The organism is Streptomyces sp. NBC_00727 (assembly GCF_045161745.1).
GTDB lineage: Bacteria > Actinomycetota > Actinomycetes > Streptomycetales > Streptomycetaceae > Streptomyces.
The window spans coordinates 2,810,169-2,828,771 of sequence record NZ_CP108981.1 but is presented as its reverse complement, the minus strand read 5'-3'; the positions used below and the strand labels follow the sequence as shown (position 1 = coordinate 2,828,771).

Below are 18,603 nucleotides of genomic sequence, written 5' to 3'. Positions count from 1 at the left end.
ATGTATGCGGCACCGGTTGGTCGGTATCGTGCCGGAATGCTCACTGTGACCTCCGTGAATGTAAACGGTCTCCGCGCCGCGGCCAAGAAGGGCTTCGTCGAGTGGCTGGCCGAGACCGACGCCGACGTGATCTGCCTCCAGGAGGTGCGCGCCGAGCCCGAGCAGCTGCCCGCGGAGATCCGTGAGCCCGAGGGCTGGCACACCGTCCACGCACCGGCCGCCGCCAAGGGCCGGGCCGGGGTCTCCCTGTACTCGCGGCGCGCCCCCGAGCGCGTGCAGATCGGTTTCGGGGGTTACGGGCACGCCGGGTGCGAGGAGTTCGACGCGAGCGGGCGGTACGTCGAGATCGACCTGCCCGGCGTCACGGTCGCGAGCCTCTACCTGCCCTCCGGCGAGGTCGGCACCGAGCGGCAGGACGAGAAGGAGCGGTTCATGGCCGCCTTCCTGCCCTACCTCGTCGGGCTGAAGGCGCGCGCCGCCGCCGAGGGCCGCGAGGTCGTCGTCTGCGGTGACTGGAACATCGCCCACCAGGAGGCCGACCTCAAGAACTGGCGCGCCAACCGCAAGAGCTCCGGCTTCCTGCCCGAGGAGCGGGAGTGGCTGACCCGGGTCTTCGCGGAGGCCGCGTACGTCGACGTCGTACGCGCCCTGCACCCGGACGTCGAGGGGCCGTACTCGTGGTGGTCGTACCGGGGGCGCGCGTTCGACAACGACACGGGCTGGCGGATCGACTACCAGGTGGCCACCCCGGGCCTCGCCGGGCGCGCCGTGAAGGCGTGGGTGGAGCGGGCCGCCACGCACGGCGAGCGGTGGAGCGACCATGCGCCGGTGACGGTGGTGTACGAGCAGTAGGAGCGGGGTAGGGCGAGGGCGCTGCGCCCCTACCTGATCCGTACCCGGGTGGCTCTGCGTCTACGCCTGCGCCTGCGTCTACGCCTGCGCCTGCGCCTGCGTCTACGCCTACGCCTGCGCCTGCGCCTGCGCCTACGCCTACGCCTACGCCTACGCCTAGGCCTCGCCTAGGCCTGCTCCTGCGGCCCCGGGCACCCCGCTACTCCCTCCGCAGCCGCCGGTCCAGCGCCATCGACAGTTCCGCGTCCAGCACCGCGCGGGCCAGCGGGCGGAGTTGGGGCGGTTCCGGCACCGCCCCCGAATCCGCGTCCGCCCCCGTCTCCGCGCCGTACTCCTGGAGCACCGAGACGAACAGGTCCGCCAGCGCCTCCGCGTGTTCGCGGACGCGGCGGCCCGTGGCGAGGACCGTGGCGAGGGGGACGCCTTCCCGTACCAGCTCCGCCGACACCTCCAGCAGGCGGCGGCTGATGTGGACGATCTTCTCGCCGTCCGTCCCCAGGTAGCCCAGCTCCATCGCGAGCGCCAGGTTCTCCGGCGTCGACTCGCCCTCGAAGTAGTCCGCCAGCTGCTCCGGAGTGAGGCGGACCGGGGTCTCCTCGGAGGGTTCGCCCAGGCCCAGCACCTCCGCGACATCGCGTCCGCTCTCGAACGTACGGGCAAGATCGGCGATGCCGGTGAGGGTGTGGCCGCGCTCCAGGAGGCCGGTGATCGTGCGCAGGCGGGCCAGGTGGTGGTCGTCGTACCAGGCGATGCGGCCCTCGCGGCGGGGCGGCGAGATCAGGCCGCGCTCCCGGTAGAAACGCAGGGTCCGGACGGGGATGCCGGCCTCCTTGGCCAGCTCCTCCATGCGGTACTCGCGGTGCTCGCGTCCTTCTGCCACCCCCGCACCCTAGACCGTCCGGCACATGGTGGGCGGCGTCGCGGGGCTGGGCACGCGCTCCCCCAAGCTCTCAACTTCGTTCGAGCAGGGAGGGGCCCCCTCCGGCGTTGTCGGCAATCACCAACGCTCCTTCCCCAAGTTCTCGGCTGCGCTCGAACAGGGGAGACCCCATTTGGCTCGATCCTCCGCCTTGCAGCTGCACGCACCCAGCCCCGCTCCTTCCTCCGCCCATCACGTGCCGGACGGTCTTCTCCGCCTCCCCGGCGCCGGAGCCGCAAGTTGTACCGCCGGTAACTTTCCCCCGCCGGCCCCCTACCCATCGGTACTCCGCTGCTCTACCCTCCCAACAATGCCAGTGATTGCTGGCAGAGTCGTGTGACGTACCGCGGGAGGCGGCAGCATGGCCCAGCACGAGCATGTACGCGTGGCGGTGATCGGATCCGGATTCGGGGGCCTCGGGGCCGCGGTCCGGCTGCGACGCGAAGGCATCACCGATTTCGTGATCCTGGAGCGCGCCGGTTCCGTCGGCGGCACCTGGCGCGACAACAGCTACCCGGGCTGCGCCTGCGACGTACCGTCCCACCTGTACTCCTTCTCGTTCGCCCCCAACCCCGAGTGGCCGCGCACCTTCTCCGGGCAGGAGCACATCCGCGCCTACCTGGAGCACGTCGCCGACACCTTCGGGCTCCGCCCGCACCTGCGCCTCGACCACGAGGTGACGCAGATGCGCTGGGACAACGACGAGCTGCACTGGGTCATCGACGGCGCCAACGGGACGACCGTCGTCGCGGACGTCGTCGTCTCCGCGACCGGGCCGCTCTCCGACCCGAAGACGCCCGACATCCCGGGGCTCGCCGACTTCCCCGGCAAGGTCTTCCACTCCGCCCGCTGGGACCACGACGCCGACCTCACCGGCAAGCGCGTCGCGATGATCGGCACCGGCGCCTCCGCCATTCAGATCGTGCCCGCGATCCAGCCGAAGGCCGGCAAGCTCACCCTCTTCCAGCGCACCCCGCCCTGGGTCATGCCCCGCATGGACCGGCAGATCAGCGGCGCCGAGCGATGGCTGCACCGCGCCCTGCCCGCCACCGGCACCGCCCGCCGCGGACTCCTCTGGGGCATCCGGGAGTTGCAGGTCAGCGCCTTCACCAAGCACCCCGACCAGCTCGGCCTGGTCGAGCGGATAGCCAAGTCCAACATGGCCCGCGCCATCAAGGACCCCGCCCTGCGCGCCAAGCTGACCCCCTCGTACCGCATCGGCTGCAAGCGCATCCTGCTGTCGAGTACGTACTACCCCGCCCTCGCCCAGCCCAATGTCGACGTCGTCGCCTCCGGCCTCGCCGAGGTCCGCGGCTCCACCCTCGTCGCGTCGGACGGTACGGAGACCGAGGTCGACGCGATCATCTTCGGCACCGGCTTCCACGTCACCGACATGCCGATCGCCGAACGCGTCGTCGGCGCCGACGGGATCACGCTCACCGAGTCCTGGAAGGACGGCATGCAGGCGCTGCGCGGCGCCAGCGCGGCCGGCTTCCCGAACTGGATGACCATCATCGGCCCCAACACCGGCCTCGGGAACTCCTCGATGATCCTCATGATCGAGTCCCAGCTGAACTACATGGCCGACTACCTGCGGCAGTTGAACGTCCTCGGCGGCAAGGTCGCCCTCGACGCCCGCCCCTCCGCCGTCGGCGCCTGGAACCGCCGCGTCCAGGAGCGCATGAAGCGCACCGTCTGGAACACCGGCGGCTGCAACAGCTGGTACCTCGACGCCAACGGCCGCAACACCACCGTCTGGCCCGGCACCACCGCCGAGTTCCGCAAGGCCACCCGGACCGTCGACGTCTCCGAGTACCAGGTCCTGCGCCCGGCCCTCCCGGCCCAGCGCACCTCGGGCGAGACCCTCTCCGAGGAGGCCGTCCGATGAGCCGCCCACTGCCCGTCGCCGGCCGCCGGCCCGTCCCGGCCCGCGAACTCCTCGCCGTCTCCGCCGACGGCTCCCGGATACACGTCGAGATCCACGGCCAGGAGGGCGCGCCCGCCGTCGTCCTCTCCCACGGATGGACCTGCAACACCAGCTTCTGGGACGCCCAGATACGGGACCTCGCCGTCGACCACCGCGTCATCGCCTACGACCAGCGCGGCCACGGAACCTCACCCGCCGCGCACCGCGACGGCTACACCACGGACGCCCTCGCCGACGACCTCGAAGCGGTCCTCGCCGCGACCCTCGCCCCCGGCGAGAAGGCCGTCCTCGCCGGGCACTCCATGGGCGGCATGACCATCATGTCCGCCTCCCGCCGCCCGGGGCTGCGCGAGCACACCGCCGCCGTCCTGCTCTGCAGCACCGGCAGCTCCCGGCTCCTCGCCGAGTCGCTGGTCGTGCCGATGCGCGCCGGAGCCGTACGCACCCGGCTCACCCGTGCCGTACTCGGCGCCCGCGCCCCGCTCGGCCCGGTCACACCGGTGTCGCGGCGGATACTGAAGTACGGGACGATGGGCGCCGGTTCGGCCCCGGACAAGGTCGACACCTGCGCCCGTATCGTGCACGACTGTCCCCGAGTGCCGCGCGTCGCCTGGGGCCACGTCCTCGCGGAGCTCGACCTCGACGCGGGCGTACGGGAGTTGCGGGTGCCCACCGCCGTCATCGCGGGTACGGAGGACCGGCTCACGCCGCCCGTCCACGCCCGCGCCATAGCGGCGGCGCTGCCGGACTGCCTGGGGCTCACCGAACTGACGGGCATGGGGCACATGACCCCGGTGGAGGCGCCGGAGGTGGTCACCGCGAAGATACGCGAACTGGTGACCACCTACCTGCCGGTCGTCCCGGACCGGAACACAGCGGGCCCGACGGACGTCGGACAGGTCGAGGACAACGCCGAGGGCAAGGAGGAGGTCGCATGAGCGGCAGGGGAAGTCTCGAAGGACAGGTCGTCGTCGTCACCGGCGCCGCCCGCGGCGTCGGTGAACTGCTCGCCCGCAAGCTCTCCGCCCGCGGCGCGATCCTCGCCCTCGTCGGCCTCGAACCCGACGAGCTGAAGAAGGTCTCCGCCCGCCTCCACGGCGAGAGCGACCACTGGCACGCCGACGTCACCGACCACGAGGCCATGGCCCGCGTCGCCCAGGACGTCAAGGCCCGCTTCGGCAAGGTCGACATCGTCGTCGCCAACGCGGGCGTCGCCACCGGCGGCCCCCTCGTCGACTCCGACCCCGTCGCCTGGCGCCGGGTCATCGAGGTCAACCTCATCGGGGGCGCGGTGACCGCCCGCGCGTTCCTGCCCGTCCTCATGGAGAGCCGCGGCTACTTCCTCCAGATCGCGTCCCTCGCCGCGATGACTCCGGCCCCGATGATGAGCGCCTACTGCGCCTCCAAGTCCGGCGTCGAGGCCTTCGCGCACAGCCTCCGCGCCGAAGTCGGCTACCGGGGCGTCAAGGTGGGCGTCGGCTACCTCTCCTGGACCGACACCGACATGGTCCGCGGCGCCGACGAGGACGACGTCATGCGCGACCTCCGCCAGCGCCTCCCGTGGCCCACGAACCGTACGTACCCCCTCGGCCCCGCCGTCGACCGCATCGTCGCCGGCATCGAGCGCCGCTCCGCCCACGTCTACGCCCAGTGGTGGCTGCGCGGCATGCAGTCCGTACGCGGCTACCTGCCGACCCTCATCGGCGTCGTCGGCCAGCGCGAGATGCGCCGCTTCGGGCCGCGCATGGAGGGCAGGAGCAGGGGCCTCGTGGGCGCGGGAGGCGTGGCTGACCAGCAGGAACGTGCCGCGCGTACGCAGCGTGAATGATCGACATGCGGAGCGTGGCGGGCCGTGTGAATCTGGTCGAGGCCCCACCGGGGCCGACCCCCACGCACCACATAGGAGTGAACAGCATGGGCATCGCCGACCAGTTCAAGGACAAGGCCAAGGACCTCGCCGGCCAGGCGCGGAACGAGGACGAGCCGCAGTCGAAGGGCCGCGACCGGGCCAAGAACGCGTCCCAGCAGGGCCGTGACCGCGCCCAGGACGCGACGCGGCAGGGCCGTGACAAGGCCCAGGACACGGCGGACGACATGCGTGAGCGCTTCGACCGTTGACGGTTGCCTGACGCACTGAAGGGCGCGCCCCGGATCACTACGGGGCGCGCCCCTTCTGCTGCCGGGCGCCCCCTACCGCGGTACGCCGCGCAGGGCGGTGGCGGTCAGGCGGCACTCCAGTGCTGGTTGTCACGGCCGTTGCATTCCCAGAGCACGATCTGGGACCCGCTCGCGCCGCCGAAGAGATCCAGGCACTTTCCGGTGGACGCGGACACCAGCGTCCCACCGGAAAGGCCGATGCGCTGGGCGGAGGACCCGGTGCAGCCCGCCAGGACGACCGGAGTGCGGTCCTCGGTCCCCGTGACGGTCACGCACTGCCCTCCTAGCCGCAGACTGCCGTCGGAACCGGGAGTCCAGGACTGGCCGGACGAACCGTCGCAGACGGATGCCACAAGCTGCGAACCCGAGCCCGCGGCGGTCAGGCACTTGCCCGATGCCTCGACGGCCAGCGGAAAGCCGTGGACCTCGGGCGAATCACTGCCGCTGCCGCTGCCCGGTTTCGCGGCACTGTCCCTTCCGGAGCCGTCCGTGCCCGACGACGGGCCGGACCCCTTGGAGGCGGTGCTCCCGCCCGGACCGGGCGTGCTCCGGGACTTCTTGCCCGACGCCGACGAGGAGGCGGTGGCGGACGGGGTGGCGGAGGGGGACGCCGTCCGCCCCGCCGTCGGAACTCCCGGCAGCGGCGCCTGTTCCCCCGCCGCCTCGACGTCATCTTCTGGCCGTACGGAACCTTCGGCGGGCGCATCGGCCCGGCTGCTGGAGCTGTCGGAGCCCCCGCCGGCCGTAACGGCCACGCCCGTGACGACAGCAACGGCTGCCACACCGACGACCGCAGCCGACACCCACGCCCACCGCGGGAACGCCCGTCGACGCCGGGCAGCGGCCGGTGACATCTCATGAGCCGATATCTCATGAGCCGGTATCTCGCGAGCCGACTCCGCGGAAGCCCCCGCCGGGCCGGGCCCCGTGAGGCCCTGCGCCGGTGTGCTCCGCCCCGCCTCGTTCTCGGCGTTCTCCGCGGTCTCGGCCTGCTGTGCCGCGATGGCGCGAGCGAGCGCGGCACGGGCGGAATCGAGCTTCGACGCGTCGTTGCCCCGAAGGGGCTGGGCCGGCCGTGAGCTGACGGGCCTGCTGACGTTTCGCTTCGGCAGCTCTGGCATTCGGTTGTGCTCCTTGGAAATGAGGCCGAGCCCCGAGTGCCGTTCGGGCACGAAGGGACGACCAACGGTGCTCACCTCCCCCTGACGCGGCACGCGGCACGCGGCACCGATGGCGCAGGTCCCGTCCCAGCGGACGGGGGCCTTCGGGGCGCGTGAGGAGGGATGCGGTGGATCAATCCCCATCCAATCGCCGCATGACCCGATAAAGGAAGGCGAACACGCCGGGGAGCGCCATGAGTTGCCGGGGGCCGGTGCGCGGTGAGCCGTTCATGCCTCGACCGTGCCCGGCCCCCCCGGAAGAGCGCGCCGGCCGTACTGCCAGGGTGTTGCGTCAGACGGCCTTGACGGCCTCGATGAACGGGGCCCAGGCGGCGGCGTTGAGGAGGAGCGCGGGCCCGTTGGGTCGCTTCGAGTCCCGGACGGGGACGAGACCGGGGTGGCCGTCGGCGACTTCGAGGCAGTCGCCGCCGGAGCCGTTGCTGTAGCTGCTCTTGCGCCAGCGCGTGGTGCTGAGATCAAGGGTGGTGCTGGCCATGCCGGAGCTCCTCAGCCGCCTTTTCGAGCAGGGCGAGGGACACCTCTGGCGGCAGCGCGGCGGCCCTGAGGCGATCGTATGTGTTGCGGTACTGCTTAACGAGCCCAGGATCATCGATGGTCTGCCCGTGATAGGCGCCCTCGGTGTAGAGCAACGGCGGCTCGTCATCGAAGTCCAGGAGCAACAGCGGCATCTCGCTGATGGGCCGGGTGGCCGCGTTCCACGGAAGGATCTGTAGAACGACTCGGCGGCTGCGCACCATGGCGGCGATGCGGTCCAACTGCTTTGCCATATCCGCTGGTTCGAGCAGCGGATGACGAATCACTGACTCGTGCAGAACTACCCAGTACTCGGGCTTCTTCGGGTCGGCGAACAGCTTGGCCCGCTCCTGACGAGCGTCGATCTTGGCCTGCACCTCCTCCGGAGTGTCCAGAGGGTGCGTCGCTTGGATGACGGCTCGCGCATAGGCCGGGGTTTGCAGGAGCCCGGGGAGCAGGGTGCCCGACCACTGGTTGATGGTCCGGGCGCGAACCTCTGCCTCCGCGATGCCCACGAAGAACGCGGCGTGCCCCTTGCTCCGGGCCTCCCGGACCTCTTCGCAACGCCGGGTGAAAAAGTCCGTGCCCAGTTTCTGGTCCACGTGCTGCGCGAGCTGTCGCGGCATGCGGCGATCTCCGTGCTCGACCGCGCTCAGCATGCCGACCCCGTAGAAGCTGCCGTCCAGCAGCTTCTCCAGGGTCAGGCCCGCCGCCTCCCTCTGGTACCGCAGCTCCTTCCCGTAGAACTGCGGCACCCCCGCCGAACCGTCGATCTCCTTGGCCACCGCCGACCGCCTTTCACACATCGCTCTGTGGAGCGGAATTGGCTTCCACGGTAGAGGCCCATGCGGCAGCGTGTGAGGTGTTCGTCACAGCTAGCAACCGAAAGGTGGACGGCCCTCATGGACCACGCCCCGTACGACATCGGCCCGGAGATCGACGCATTGCGCGCGGCGCTCAAGGCGAACGGCATCACGCTGCCGTCACTGGGAGTTGACCCGCTGACGCTCGCAGGGTGGACGAGCCGGCCGCCGCTGGTCGCGCTCGGTAACTGCAACACGGAGACCGCGCGCCGGCTGGCCGAGGTGTTGCAGAGGGCGGCCGGGGGATGAGCGGGCTGCCGTTGACGTGGGAGTTCCTGGCCGTGCCGCAGGCGGTGCCGGAGGTGCGGCAGATACTGCGGGCACGGTTCGCGGGGGACGACGCGAACGATCTCGTCCTGTGCGTCGGCGAGTTGCTGGCGAACGTGATCACGCATGTGGGGGAGCGCACGCCGGTGTCGTTACGGGTGACCGCGACGCCCTCGGGACGCGTACGGGTGGCACTGAGCGACCCGGCGCCGACGGTGTGGCCGGTGCTCCGGGAGGCCGGGCCGGAGGGGACGTCGGGGCGCGGGCTGCTGCTGATCGACGCGGTGGCCCTGCGCTGGGGCGTGGAGCAGGGCCCGTACCGCAAGACGGTGTGGTGCGAGCTGCGGGCGCCCAGGACCCGGGCGGGGGCGGGCGCAATGACCACCGGCGGGTGGCGGGGGTGACGCGCCCGCCGACTCGGCTCAGCGGACCACGTCGAAGACGTTCTTCTGGATGCCGTTCGGGAACGCCTTGTGCTCGACGAGCTTCAGGTTCTGGGTGTCCTTGTCCGTGCCGCTGAACAGGCGCTTGCCGGCGCCGAGGAGGAGCGGGAAGACGAGGAGGTGGTAGCGGTCGATGAGGTCCGCGTCGGAAAGGGCGCGGTTGAGGGCGGCGCTGCCGTGGACGATGATCGGGGCGCCGTCGGTCTGCTTGAGGGCGGCGACGTCGTCGATGGACCTCAGGATGTGGGTCTCGCCCCAGTCGGCCACGAGGGCGTCCTCGGTGAGCGTGCTGGAGACGACGTACTTGGGCATCGCCTTGTAGCCGGCGAACTCCGCCATGCCGGGCCAGACGGGGCTGAACGCCTCGTAGCTGGCGCGCCCCATCAGGAGCGCCCCGGCCTCCTCCTGTTCCCGGCCCTTGATCTCGTACGCCTCGGGCAGGAAGTCGATGTCCTTGAAGGTCCAGCCGGAGTTGCGGTAGCCGGGTTCGCCGCCGGGGGCCTCGACAACGCCGTCGAGGGAGACGAAGGCGGTGGTGATGAGCGTGCGCATGGGTGACGTCCTCGCGGTGGGGGTGGGGGGCTACTGGTAGCTGTCGTACGTCGGCTTGCCCGTCGTGCGATAGACCGCCAGGACCGTGCCGCTCTTCGTCGTCGAGACGCTGACCGGCTCCAGGGCGGTGGGGACCGTGCCGTCGGCGAAGAGGCGCTTGCCGGTGCCGATGATCACCGGGTGGATCGTGAGGCGGTACTCGTCGACCAGGTCGTTGCGCATCAGGGTCTGGGCGAGGTCGCCGCTGCCGACGACGTTGATGTTGCGGCCCTCGGTCGCCTTCAGGCGGCGTACGGCTTCGGCGGTGTCGCCGGTCAGGAGCTCGGAGTTCTGCCAGTCGAGGGAGGTCAGGGTGCGGGAGGCGACGTACTTCCGCATGCCGTTCATCCGCTCGGTGAACGGGTTGGCCGGGTCGGCGGTCGGCCAGTACGAGGAGAAGATGTCGTACGTCTTGCGGCCGAGGAGCATCGCGTCGGTGTCCTCGTACCAGCCGCCGATCGCCTCACCCACCTCGTCGTCGGACGTCGGCTTCTGCCAGCCGCCGTGCGCGAAGCCGCTCTCGGCGTCCTCGTCGGGGCCGCCGGGGGCCTGCATGACGCCGTCGAGGGTCAGGAACGTGGAAACGATGATCTTGCGCATGGGGTGCGCTCCTTCCGTCAAGGGGTAGACGTCGGGAGCGCCGGAAACTCATCGGCGGGGGTGTCCGCCGCCGGACTCACCGCACCGGGAAGCCGTACGCGTACCCCTGCTCCCTCAGCCACGGCAGGACCTGGCCGAGTGCGGCCAGGGTCTGGGATCGGTCGCCGCCCGCGTCGTGGAAGAGGACGGTCGGGCCGTTGGCGATCTCGCTCTTGACTGTGGCGACGATGGTGTCCACGCCGGGGTGCTCGAAGTCCTTCGTGTCGACGTTCCAGCCCAGCGGCCGCATCCCGTGCGAGGCGGCGAGCTTCCGGCTGTACGGGGTGAACGCGCCGCCGGGGGCGCGGTAGTACTGCGGGTGGACGCCGCCCGACGCCTTGGTGATCATCCGCTCGGCGTCGAGGATCTCCTTGGCCTGGTAGGCCTCGGACTTCTTGTCCATGGTGACGTCGTGCGAGACGGTGTGGTTGCACAGGCGGTGACCGGCCGCCACGACGTCCTTGACCAGGTCGGGGTACGCCTGGGCCTGCGTGCCGACCATGCAGAACGTGGCCTTGACGCCGTTCTCCTTCAGGAGTTGGAGCACCTGGGGCGTCCAGGTGGGGTCCGGGCCGTCGTCGATGGTGATGTTGACGCCCTTGGGGCCCTTGTCCGACGCGTGGGCGATGTCCTCCGCGACCTTCTCGGTCACGGGCCGGTCATGGTGCGAGGCGGACGGCGACGCGACGGCCGCCGGCCGCTCCCCGTCGGTGGTGCCGGCCTGCGCGGTCCACACCGAGGTGGCCGCGGCCAGCGCCGTGACCCCGAGAGCCGCCGCGATGAGCCGGCTGTGCCACGTTCTCTCCCTGTGCTTCGCCATGTCCGCCCCGCCCCTTTGTCCGCCACCGCTGTGTTACCCGTACCGTGCCTGCACTGCTCCCAGCAGGACAGAGGAAGGGGCCCCTGAGGATGCCTCTGTTACGGAGCGCGGACAAATCTGCGGGAGACCGGCGACAAACGGGGCCGTCCGGGCGGGGTGAAGGTGGCCTCGCGCTCAGGCAAGCTGCGTGAGCTGCGCTTCCGCCTGGGTGATGTCCACCAGCGCATCACCTACTGGCTGGCACCCGACCGGCGCGTTGTGCTGTTGACCGTGTTTCGCAAGACCAAGATGCGCGAGCAAGCAGAAGTGCAACGTGCCCACGCCGCTCAACGGCTTTGCGAAGCCGAGCACAAGGCAGCCGGCGAGCACGACCGTTACAGCCGCGACTTCGGGGAGAACCGATGAACCACAGTGAATGGAGGACCCGGCGTCACCGCCGGATGAGCGGCGAACGCCTTGACGCCGACCCCGAGTACGACCGCGTTTACGAGGAAGCCGGCCTTGCCATGACTCTGGGCAAGGCTGTCTACGACCGGCGCAAGCAACTCGGCCTGAGCGAGGCCGACCTGGCCGAACGCATGCACACCACCACCGACGAGATCGAAGGCATCGAGACTGCGACCGAGCTGCCCCCCATCGCCGTCATCATGCGTTTGGCCCGGGCCCTGGACCTCACAGTCGACATGCACCTTGCCCCTGGGGACGAGCCCACAGTCACGATCGTCACCCCGGCCGCCTGATACGGGAGGAACCGTGCATGAAGCCTCCACGGCGCTCGCCCGTGAGCTGGGACGGCTCGTCCGCGACCGGCGAATCGAACTCGGGCTGTCCCAGGCTGAGGTGGCGGAGCGATGCGGGATGAAACAGCCGCAGATCTCGCGCTTCGAAGCCGGCGGCACGATGCCCACCCTTCCACTGCTGGGCCGACTGGCCGACGCCTTGGGCGCCGATCTGACCATCAGCCTCACATCGCACGGCAAGGCTGCTTGACACGGAAGCCGGGAGACCGGCGCCGAACGGGGGAGCCCGGAAGCGGGTGGGTCGGCACGGCAGCGCGCGGGTACGGCAGTTCCGAACGTTCAATCCGTTCACCCGTCCCCATCCCGCGCCCGGGCTGGCAGAGTCGTCTCGCATGATCGACGATTACGCGAAAGAGCGACTCAACAAGAACCTGCGGACCGTGCGCGAGGTGGTCGTCTGGAAGCTCGACGGGCTCGACGAGTACGACATCCGGCGGCCGCTGACCTGGACCGGGACCAACCTGCTGGGTCTGGTCAAGCACCTGTCGTTCTGGGACGCCCGGTACTTCGGGGAGGTTTTCGGGCGGCCGTTCCCCGAGCCGCTTCCCCGCTGGCAGGACAACGAACCCGGCGGGCCGGAGATGTGGGCGGCCGAGGACGAGACACGGGAGGAGATCACCGGCCGCTACCGCCGGGTGTGGGCGCACTCGGACGCGACGATCGCGGCGCTCGCCCTCGACGCGCCGGGCCGGGTGGAGTGGTGGCGGCGGCCCGAGGTGACGCTGTTCGACATCTTGGTCCACATGCACGGTGAGACCGCCCGGCACGCCGGCCACGCCGACATCCTCCGCGAACAGCTCGACCACGCGACGGGGACGTCGGCCGCGTTCGGCACCCCGCAGGAGGACGAGGCGTTCTGGGAGGCGCACCGGACGACGGTGGAACGGGCGGCGAGGGCGGCGCCCCTGGCCGCCGAAGGCGCGTAGGGCGACGCGGCCCGGCGCGCAGGTTCGGCGGCATCCGGCTGGCCTGCTCGCTGGGCAGCCCGCGGCCTCAGGCCCAGGGGAGCGTGAGCCAGGGGCTGGCCGGGTCCGTGGTCAGGGCGCGGTGGGTCGCCAGGGCGGTTTCGTACCACTCGCCGAACTCCTCCTCGTCGAAATGGAGGCAGCGGCCGAGGATGTAGGCGGCCGAGAAGGCCTCCCACGAGCGGTAGTTGAGCTGGACGAGGCGGCCGGCGCGGACCACGGCCGCCTCCGCCTCCTGGAGGGAGCACAGGCGGGCGGCGAGGCCCCAGCGGGCCATGCCGGAGGCCCGGCCGTAGTCCCATGCCTCGACGCTCTGGACGAAGCCCCTTTCCGGCAACAAGCCGTCGGCGCGGAACCGCGCCTCGTAACGGGCGATGCGGCCGATCAGCCGCTGCACGCCGGTCACTTGGCCCTCCAGCTCCACGGGGGTGACGGTGTGGCCCTGGGTGACGCCGTCCGGGGTCAGGCGGGGTTCGGTGGCGGCCTCGATGCGCCGGCGCACCACCTTCGCGGCGGCCTCGCGCCAGTGCTCGACGTCGACGGGGCCCGCGAAGTCCAGGGCCATGGTCCGGCGCAGTTGCAGGACGAACTCCCAGACGTCGCTGACCATTCCGGCGCTCAGCAGCAGTTCCTGCATTCTCTGCCACTGCTCACGGGTGGTGACGCTCCACCAGCGTTCCAGCGTGTTCTTCTCGATGCGGTAGCCGGAACCGTGGTAGGCCATCGCGTTCCAGTACTGCCCGTTGCGCACGTTGATGTGCGCGCCGACCGCGAGCCCAAAGGCGACGGCCCCGCTCCGCGGCCCGCCCGTCTCCAGGGTGTGCACGGCGTCCCGGGCCAGTCCGGGCTCTTCGACGGATGCCGAGTGGTGCTGCCACAGGGCGCGGCCCTCCGGCCCCGCCGGCAGGACGCCCTCGCACGGGCTGCCTGGGTTGACGACGAGGTAGGGCGGGTCGTTCTGCTCCCAGGTCTCCGCGAACCAGCCCAGGTCGTAGCAGTTGTAGACCGGGTCGGCGACGGGCGGCGGCAGCATGCCGCCGGTGTAGACGGCCAGGCACATGGACCGGGTCTGCGGGTTCCAGTAGGGGTGGAAGCGGGTGTTCTCCGGGTTCGCGTCGACGTACGCCCGCGACTGCATCATGTACAGGTCCGCCCGGGCGACGACGTCGTAGTACGCGGGCCAGTCGCCGCGCGCCTTCGCCTCGTACAGCCCCCTCTCGACCGCGCTCGGCGCCTGCCAGCCCTGTGCCGGAGCCGTCGGACCGGACAGAGCTCCTCCCCCGTCACCCACTGTCGAACTCATGGGGGAAACCTTAAGGGGCGGTCGGTCGGCCGCGGGCGCCGGGCCGAACCCGCGGACCGGGTTCAGCGGCCCCGCTTGCGCAGCGCCCGCACCTCCCGGTCCGCCTCGGGGCGGCCCGAACTCGCGGCGGTGCAGGTGCGTGAACTCGGCTGCTGGTGCGGGGCGTCGGCCCGTCTCCGCAGCCGGCTGGAACGGCAGCTGGCCCTTCGTACGTCACCTTGAGCAGAGCCCCACAGCCTCCCGCCTACCTCGGCGGCAGCGGTGGCCTCCTCAGGTCCGGGGCCGTGTCGTACGTCGGCGGGGTCGCCGGGGGGTGGGCCGCCAGGAGGTCCAGGGCGGTGCGGACCGCGTCGTCCAAGACCGCGTAGCGGCCCTCCGCCCAGTCCAGTGGGGTGCGCAGCGCCTCCAGGTCCGGTTCGACGCCGTGGTTCTCGACGGACCAGCCGTACGTGTCGAACCAGGCGGCGTTCATCGGGACCGTGATCACCGTGCCGTCGCCGAGGCGGTGGCGGCCGGTCATGCCGACGACGCCGCCCCAGGTGCGCTGGCCGACGACCGGGCCCAGCTTCAGCAGGCGGAACGCGGCCGTGATCATGTCGCCGTCGGAGGAGGTCGCCTCGTCGGCCAGGGCGACCACGGGGCCCCGGGGGGCGTTGGAGGCGTACGAGACGGGCTGGGCGTTGCGGGTCAGGTCCCAGCCCAGGATCGTGCGGGTGAGCTTCTCCACGACCAGCTCGCTGATGTGGCCGCCGGCGTTGCCGCGTACGTCCACGATCAGGGCGGGGCGGGAGACCTCCATGCGCAGGTCCCGGTTGAACTGGGCCCAGCCGGAGCCGCCCATGTCGGGGATGTGGAGGTAGCCGCACCGGCCACCGCTCAGTTCCCGGACCACCTCGCGTCGCTTGGCGACCCAGTCCTGGTAGCGCAGGGGGCGTTCGTCGATGAGGGGGACGATCGCGATGCGGCGCGGGCGGCCCTCGCCCTCCGCCGGGCGGAACGTCAGCTCGACCGTGGTGCCGCCCGCCGCCGTCAGCAGGGGGTAGGGGCCGGTGACCGGGTCGACCGGGCGGCCGTCGACATGGGTCAGCACCGCGCCCTCGCGGATGCCCGTACCGGCCAGCGGGGAGCGGGCCTTGGAGTCCGACGAGTCGCCGGGGAGGATGCGCAGCAGGGTCCAGTCGCCGTCCCGGCAGGCGAAGTTGGCGCCGAGGAGGCCGATCGCGCGCTGGTAGTGCGGCGGGCCCTCGTTGCGGCGCGCGGGCGACACGTACGCGTGCGAGGTGCCCAGCTCGCCCACCACCTCGCGCAGCAGGTCCGCGAACTCGTCGGGGGTCGCGACGCGTTCGACGAGGGGGCGGTACTGGTCCAGGACCGCGGGCCAGTCGATGCCGCACATGTCCGGCTCCCAGAAGTAGGAGCGGATGATGCGGCCCGCCTCGTCGTACGCGCCCCGCCATTCCGCCGCCGGGTCCACCTCGTGCAGGATGCGGCGCAGGTCGAGGTAGACCGTGGAGTCGTTGTCGCCGGGCTCCGTGGCGGGGACCGCGCGCAGTTCGCCGTCGTCCATGACGACCAGCCGGGAGGCGTCGCCGCTGACCTGGAACCAGTCGAGGTGGCCGACGAGTTCGGTCTTCTTCGCCTTGGCGATGCTGAAGTGCTCCAGGGTCGGCCGGCCCGACATGTCCGACGGGTTGGCGAAGGTCTCGCCGAGCGCCCCGGAGATCGGCCAGCGCAGCCACACCAGACCGCCGCCGGACACGGGCGCCAGCGCGGAGTACTTGGACGCGGAGACCGGGAACGGGGTGACCCGGCTCTGCAGGCCCTCGAACTCGACGGTGACCGTGGACCCCTCCGTCATCCCCGCCTCGGCCGTGTCGACCGGGTCCAGGCCGCCCGCGGCGGGCCGCCCGTCGGGGAGCAGGGCGAAGGGGGACGGGGTCGCCGAGGAGAGCGGCACCAGGTAGGGGCGGCAGCCGAGCGGGAAGGACAGGTCGCCGGTGTGGACGTCGTACACGGGGTCGAAGCCGCGCCAGGACAGGAACGCCAGATAGCGGCCGTCGCCCGTGAAGACCGGGCTCTCGTCCTCGAAGCGGCCGTTGGTGACGTCCACGACGGCGGGCTCGCCGGGGCCGGCGATCCGGGCCAGCTTGATCTTGCGCAACGAGCGGCCGATGCCCGGGTGCGACCAGGTCAGCCAGGCGCCGTCGGGGGAGAACGCCAGGTCGCGGACGGGACCGTTGACGGACCGGATCAGCTCGGCCGGCTCGCCGGTGGACGTCTCCTCGTCGGTGTCCAGGAGCAGCAGGCGGCCGTCGTGCGAGGCGATGGCGAGGCGTTCGCCGTCCGGGTCGGCGACCAGCTCCTGGACCCGGCCGATCTGGCCCGAGGCGAGGCGGCGGGTCGGGCGGTCGCCGCTGGCGCGCGGCAGCGGGGCGATCTCGATCGCGTCCTCGCCCTCCGCGTCGGTGACGTACGCGACCTGGCCCCCGCTGCCCAGCATCTCCGGCAGCCGCAGCCGTACCCCCGGGGTGTCCGAGATGGTGCGTGCGGGCCCGTCGCGGTGCGTGAGCCAGTACAGGCTGCCGCGTACCGACACGGCGCTCGCCCGGCCGGTCTCGTCCACGGACACCGCGTCGACGTGGCTCGACGCCGGGACCTGGTACGTACGGCGGCCGGCGCGGGGGCCGCCGAGCCGGACCTCCAGCTTGCGGGGCACGGCGTCGGGCGTCTCCAGGTCGTCCACGAGCCACAGCTCGCCCGCGCACTGGTAGACGACCCGGCGCCCGTCGCTCGCCGCGTGCCGGGCGTAGAACGCGTCGTGGTCGGTGTGGCGGCGCAGGTCGGTGCCGTCGGGGCGGCAGGAGTAGAGGTTGCCGACGCCCTCGTGGTCGGAGAGGAACGCGATCCGGCCGCCGACGAACATCGGGGTGTCGAGGTGCCCGCCGATGTCCGGCAGCAGCCGCTCGCCGTGCAGCCACAGCCGGCCCGTGGCCCCGCCCCGGTAGCGCTTCCAGGCGGCCGGTTCGTGCGGCGGGGTGCCGGTGAGCAGCAGGGTGCGGCGCTCGCCGTCGGTGTCGGCGACCGCGATGTCGGAGACCGGGCCCCAGGGGAGCTTGCCGCCGGGGCTGCCGTCGGTGGGGACGCTGTAGGCCCAGGAGAAGTAGGAGAACGGCTGGTTGTGCGAGGAGACGGCGAGGATCTGCGCCGCGTCGCCGGGGTCGGGCGTCCAGCCGCAGACCCGGGTGTCGGTGGAGCCCCAGTGGGTGAGCCGGCGGGACGGGCCGCCGGCGACCGGGGCGAGGTGGATCTCGGGGTCGAGGCTGCGCCAGGACGTGTACGCGATCCGGGTCCCGTCGGGCGAGAACCGCGGATGGCCGACTCTGGTGCGGTCGACGGTGGCCCGCCAGGCCCGGCCGGGGCGCTCCCCCTCGGCGGCGAGCGGGGCGACCCAGAGGTCGTCCTCGGCCGCGAAGCAGAGCAGATCCTCGTGGAGGTGCGGGAACCGGAGATACGAGACGTCGTCACTCACCCCCCAATGCTTTCCGCGCGGAGGGGGCCCGGCAACTCAGAGGGCCCGGCTCTGTGGTGCGGGACACAAGCGAAACTGTTTCGTTTCGCTAGGTGGTCGGGGTACCGTTCTGCTGTACGAAACAGTTTCGTTCGATTTGCTTATGCGCAGCTTACGCGCGGCAGGCCGGGCCCACGGGAACAGGAGGTCGAACCATGGCACGCACACGGCTCACGCCCGAGCGTGAGAGCGAGCTGTACGCCGCCGTGCTCGACCTGCTCCGTGAGGTCGGCTACGACGCCCTCACGATGGACGCCGTCGCCGCGCGTACGCATTCCAGCAAGGCCACCCTCTACCGCCAGTGGGGGAGCAAGCCGGCGCTCGTCGTCACGGCCCTGCGGCACAACAAACCCGGCACCCTCGGCGACGTCGACACCGGCTCGCTGCGCGGTGACTTCCATGCCGTGCTCAGCCGCAGTGACGACTGTCAGATGGAGAAGGACGCCGCGCTGATGCGGGGTCTGAGCCATGCCGTCCACAACAACCCCGACCTCCTCCAGGCCCTGCGCGAACTGCTCGTCGAACCGGAGATGACCGGTCTCGACACGCTGCTGCGACGGGCCGTGGACCGGGGAGAGGTGAGCCCGGACAACCCGGCGCTCGGATACGTACCGCACATGCTGATCGGCGCCGTCGCCGCCCGGCAGCTGGTCGAGGACCGCCCCGTCGACCAGGCATTCCTCCTCGACTACGTCGACTCCGTGATCCTCCCCGCTCTCGGCGTCTGACCTCGGGTCCCCGCGCTTTTCGTACGGCCCCCTCCCCAAGCCCCACCTGACACGCCGCTCTCGTCGT

The 18,603-nt window shown here is 71.4% G+C and carries 20 protein-coding genes and 1 pseudogene; 12 read left to right on the top strand and 9 right to left on the bottom strand.

Annotated features, from left to right (window positions below):
* The first annotated feature begins 36 nt into the window (after positions 1–36).
* The gene (locus OG242_RS12610; protein ID WP_405898251.1) at positions 37–852 is read left to right on the top strand and encodes an exodeoxyribonuclease III; all 816 of its coding nucleotides are present in this window, start codon (positions 37–39) and stop codon (positions 850–852) included.
* Between the two features lie 199 nt (positions 853–1,051).
* Here OG242_RS12610 and OG242_RS12605 read toward each other — a convergent pair whose 3' ends face one another.
* Positions 1,052–1,699 carry a MerR family transcriptional regulator gene (locus tag OG242_RS12605; RefSeq protein WP_405901588.1) on the bottom strand — a complete coding sequence of 216 codons (648 nt, stop codon included), beginning with the start codon at positions 1,697–1,699 and terminating at the stop codon, positions 1,052–1,054.
* Between the two features lie 433 nt (positions 1,700–2,132).
* On the opposite strand from OG242_RS12605, the gene OG242_RS12600 reads away from it, so the two are divergent.
* Genes OG242_RS12600 through OG242_RS12585 form a run of 4 tightly spaced genes read left to right on the top strand, consistent with a single transcriptional unit; the run spans position 2,133 to position 5,816 of the window.
* Complete coding sequence (locus OG242_RS12600) at positions 2,133–3,659, top strand: flavin-containing monooxygenase (protein WP_405898250.1); 1,527 nt, start codon at positions 2,133–2,135, stop codon at positions 3,657–3,659.
* Positions 3,656–4,636 (top strand): alpha/beta fold hydrolase, encoded by a 981-nt coding sequence (locus OG242_RS12595; RefSeq protein ID WP_405898249.1) that lies wholly within the window; start codon positions 3,656–3,658, stop codon positions 4,634–4,636. Before OG242_RS12600 ends, OG242_RS12595 begins: the two co-directional genes overlap by 4 nt.
* Complete coding sequence (locus tag OG242_RS12590) at positions 4,633–5,526, top strand: SDR family oxidoreductase (protein ID WP_405898248.1); 894 nt, start codon at positions 4,633–4,635, stop codon at positions 5,524–5,526. Before OG242_RS12595 ends, OG242_RS12590 begins: the two co-directional genes overlap by 4 nt.
* Positions 5,523–5,816 (top strand): hypothetical protein, encoded by a 294-nt coding sequence (locus OG242_RS12585; RefSeq protein WP_405898247.1) that lies wholly within the window; start codon positions 5,523–5,525, stop codon positions 5,814–5,816. Before OG242_RS12590 ends, OG242_RS12585 begins: the two co-directional genes overlap by 4 nt.
* A 104-nt stretch (positions 5,817–5,920) precedes the next feature.
* Here OG242_RS12585 and OG242_RS12580 read toward each other — a convergent pair whose 3' ends face one another.
* From OG242_RS12580 to OG242_RS12570, 3 genes are all read right to left on the bottom strand, one after another.
* Positions 5,921–6,637: a ricin-type beta-trefoil lectin domain protein gene (locus OG242_RS12580; RefSeq protein ID WP_405898246.1), complete on the bottom strand. Its 717-nt coding sequence runs from the start codon at positions 6,635–6,637 to the stop codon at positions 5,921–5,923.
* 670 nt (positions 6,638–7,307) lie between these two features.
* The gene (locus tag OG242_RS12575; RefSeq protein ID WP_405898245.1) at positions 7,308–7,511 is read right to left on the bottom strand and encodes a DUF397 domain-containing protein; all 204 of its coding nucleotides are present in this window, start codon (positions 7,509–7,511) and stop codon (positions 7,308–7,310) included.
* Positions 7,492–8,355, bottom strand: coding sequence for a Scr1 family TA system antitoxin-like transcriptional regulator (locus tag OG242_RS12570; protein ID WP_405898244.1), 864 nt, complete (start codon positions 8,353–8,355; stop codon positions 7,492–7,494). Before OG242_RS12570 ends, OG242_RS12575 begins: the two co-directional genes overlap by 20 nt.
* 96 nt (positions 8,356–8,451) lie before the next feature.
* Between OG242_RS12570 and OG242_RS12565 the strand changes: the two genes are divergently transcribed.
* A complete protein-coding gene (locus OG242_RS12565; protein WP_405898243.1) occupies positions 8,452–8,661 on the top strand; it encodes a hypothetical protein in 210 nt (69 codons plus the stop codon).
* Positions 8,658–9,083 carry an ATP-binding protein gene (locus OG242_RS12560; RefSeq protein ID WP_405898242.1) on the top strand — a complete coding sequence of 142 codons (426 nt, stop codon included), beginning with the start codon at positions 8,658–8,660 and terminating at the stop codon, positions 9,081–9,083. The genes OG242_RS12565 and OG242_RS12560 overlap by 4 nt, the downstream gene beginning before the upstream one ends.
* An 18-nt stretch (positions 9,084–9,101) precedes the next feature.
* On the opposite strand, the gene OG242_RS12555 is transcribed toward OG242_RS12560, so the two are convergent.
* From OG242_RS12555 to OG242_RS12545, 3 genes are all read right to left on the bottom strand, one after another.
* Positions 9,102–9,674 (bottom strand): dihydrofolate reductase family protein, encoded by a 573-nt coding sequence (locus OG242_RS12555; protein WP_405898241.1) that lies wholly within the window; start codon positions 9,672–9,674, stop codon positions 9,102–9,104.
* A 30-nt stretch (positions 9,675–9,704) separates the two neighbouring features.
* Positions 9,705–10,313, bottom strand: a complete 609-nt coding sequence (locus tag OG242_RS12550; RefSeq protein ID WP_405898240.1) for a dihydrofolate reductase family protein — start codon at positions 10,311–10,313, stop codon at positions 9,705–9,707.
* A gap of 76 nt (positions 10,314–10,389) precedes the next feature.
* Positions 10,390–11,172: a polysaccharide deacetylase family protein gene (locus OG242_RS12545; RefSeq protein WP_405898239.1), complete on the bottom strand. Its 783-nt coding sequence runs from the start codon at positions 11,170–11,172 to the stop codon at positions 10,390–10,392.
* 177 nt (positions 11,173–11,349) lie between these two features.
* Here OG242_RS12545 and OG242_RS12540 point away from each other — a divergent pair.
* The 4 genes and pseudogenes from OG242_RS12540 to OG242_RS12525 form a co-directional block, all read left to right on the top strand.
* Positions 11,350–11,577 (top strand): annotated as a pseudogene (locus tag OG242_RS12540) (type II toxin-antitoxin system RelE/ParE family toxin); the annotation flags it as partial.
* Positions 11,574–11,912 (top strand): helix-turn-helix domain-containing protein, encoded by a 339-nt coding sequence (locus OG242_RS12535; RefSeq protein WP_405898238.1) that lies wholly within the window; start codon positions 11,574–11,576, stop codon positions 11,910–11,912. The pseudogene OG242_RS12540 and the gene OG242_RS12535, both read left to right, overlap by 4 nt.
* A gap of 13 nt (positions 11,913–11,925) precedes the next feature.
* On the top strand, positions 11,926–12,162 hold the full coding sequence (locus OG242_RS12530) for a helix-turn-helix domain-containing protein (RefSeq protein WP_405898237.1): 237 nt from the start codon (positions 11,926–11,928) through the stop codon (positions 12,160–12,162).
* Between the two features lie 142 nt (positions 12,163–12,304).
* Complete coding sequence (locus OG242_RS12525; RefSeq protein ID WP_405898236.1) at positions 12,305–12,898, top strand: DinB family protein; 594 nt, start codon at positions 12,305–12,307, stop codon at positions 12,896–12,898.
* A 67-nt stretch (positions 12,899–12,965) separates the two neighbouring features.
* On the opposite strand, the gene OG242_RS12520 is transcribed toward OG242_RS12525, so the two are convergent.
* On the bottom strand, positions 12,966–14,240 hold the full coding sequence (locus OG242_RS12520; RefSeq protein WP_405898235.1) for a DUF1266 domain-containing protein: 1,275 nt from the start codon (positions 14,238–14,240) through the stop codon (positions 12,966–12,968).
* Positions 14,241–14,484: 244 nt separating this feature from the next.
* Complete coding sequence (locus OG242_RS12515) at positions 14,485–17,769, bottom strand: S41 family peptidase (protein WP_405898234.1); 3,285 nt, start codon at positions 17,767–17,769, stop codon at positions 14,485–14,487.
* Positions 17,770–17,963: 194 nt separating this feature from the next.
* Between OG242_RS12515 and OG242_RS12510 the strand changes: the two genes are divergently transcribed.
* On the top strand, positions 17,964–18,536 hold the full coding sequence (locus tag OG242_RS12510; protein WP_405898233.1) for a TetR/AcrR family transcriptional regulator: 573 nt from the start codon (positions 17,964–17,966) through the stop codon (positions 18,534–18,536).
* The last annotated feature ends 67 nt before the right edge of the window (positions 18,537–18,603 follow it).